General features: G+C 66.4%; 1 protein-coding gene. It reads left to right on the plus strand.

What is annotated here, in order from left to right; genetic code table 11:
• Positions 1–287 precede the first annotated feature (287 nt).
• Positions 288–1,076, plus strand: a 789-nt coding sequence (locus Aph01nite_RS40955) for a S1 family peptidase (protein ID WP_204046484.1), incomplete at its 3' end; no start/stop codon positions are given.

Here is a 1,076-nt window from a genome sequence, read left to right on the forward strand (position 1 = left end):
CCTCAAGACCGACCAGAAGCCCGACTCCGGACCGTCCGCGCGCCACTGCCCCGATTAGACGACCCGGAGGTAACGCGTATCGAGGGTGGGTTCGGCACCGGTCCTCACGGTGCCGAGCCCGAACATCCGCCCTCCACGGTGAATGAGTGAGCGCCCCATCTTCCTGGCCCACGGGCCCGGGAGCTGGGGCGCCGCGCGTTTGGAACGCCGAATGGAACCATTTTTGGAACACCGTGGAACGCCACAGTGTCGTGAAGCGATTACAGCGAAAGTGGATGCGGCCGGTGTTGACGCTCACCGCCGTCCTCGCCGCGATCTTGACGACTACAAGTCCGGTCCAGGCGTTCTCACCATCGCCGAACCCGAGTCCGGAGGAATCGATCGTCGGGGGCACGGAAGCCAACTGGGCCCACTATCCCTACATGGTGCGACTCTCCAGTGGTTGCACGGCGACCCTGATCTCGCGGACCGCCATTCTCACGGCGCAGCACTGTGTCACCAACCCCCCTGCCTACGCGTACCTGAGCAACGGTCGAACGGTACCGGTAACCGTCTACTCGACCATGCCGGGCTACGACGGCCGCCACGCCAGCATTCGGTACGACCTGGCGGTCCTGTCAGTCAATGCGGCCGACACGGTGGGCGTCCCCATCGTGCAGGTGGGCTCGCCCTGGCGTACGCAGACGTACCGGCCGGGCGTGATGTCGACCATCGCGGGATGGGGGGCGACCGCGCCGGACGGCAGCGGGTCCGGCGTCCTGCGGGCGGCCGATGTGCCCATCATCAGCGATGACGACATGGACGACGTCTACAACCCCTGGTGGTGGTTCGACGGCTGGATCGAGCACCTGATGATCGGGGCGGGAGGCTCCGCGCGGGCCGCCTGCTTCGGAGACAGCGGTGGGCCGTTGATGATCTGGGATCCTCAGTACGGTCGCGTCGTCCAGGTGGGTGTGACCTCCTGGGGTGATGCCAACTGCTCCAAGCCCGTGGCGTACATGGAACTGGCGGGACCGAACCTGGCGTGGCTGGCTTCCATGGTGCCGTCGGTGCAGTTCGGCTGGGGTCCGTGTACC

The sequence above is a fragment of the Acrocarpospora phusangensis genome, from assembly GCF_016862995.1.
Taxonomy (GTDB): Bacteria; Actinomycetota; Actinomycetes; order Streptosporangiales; family Streptosporangiaceae; genus Acrocarpospora; species Acrocarpospora phusangensis.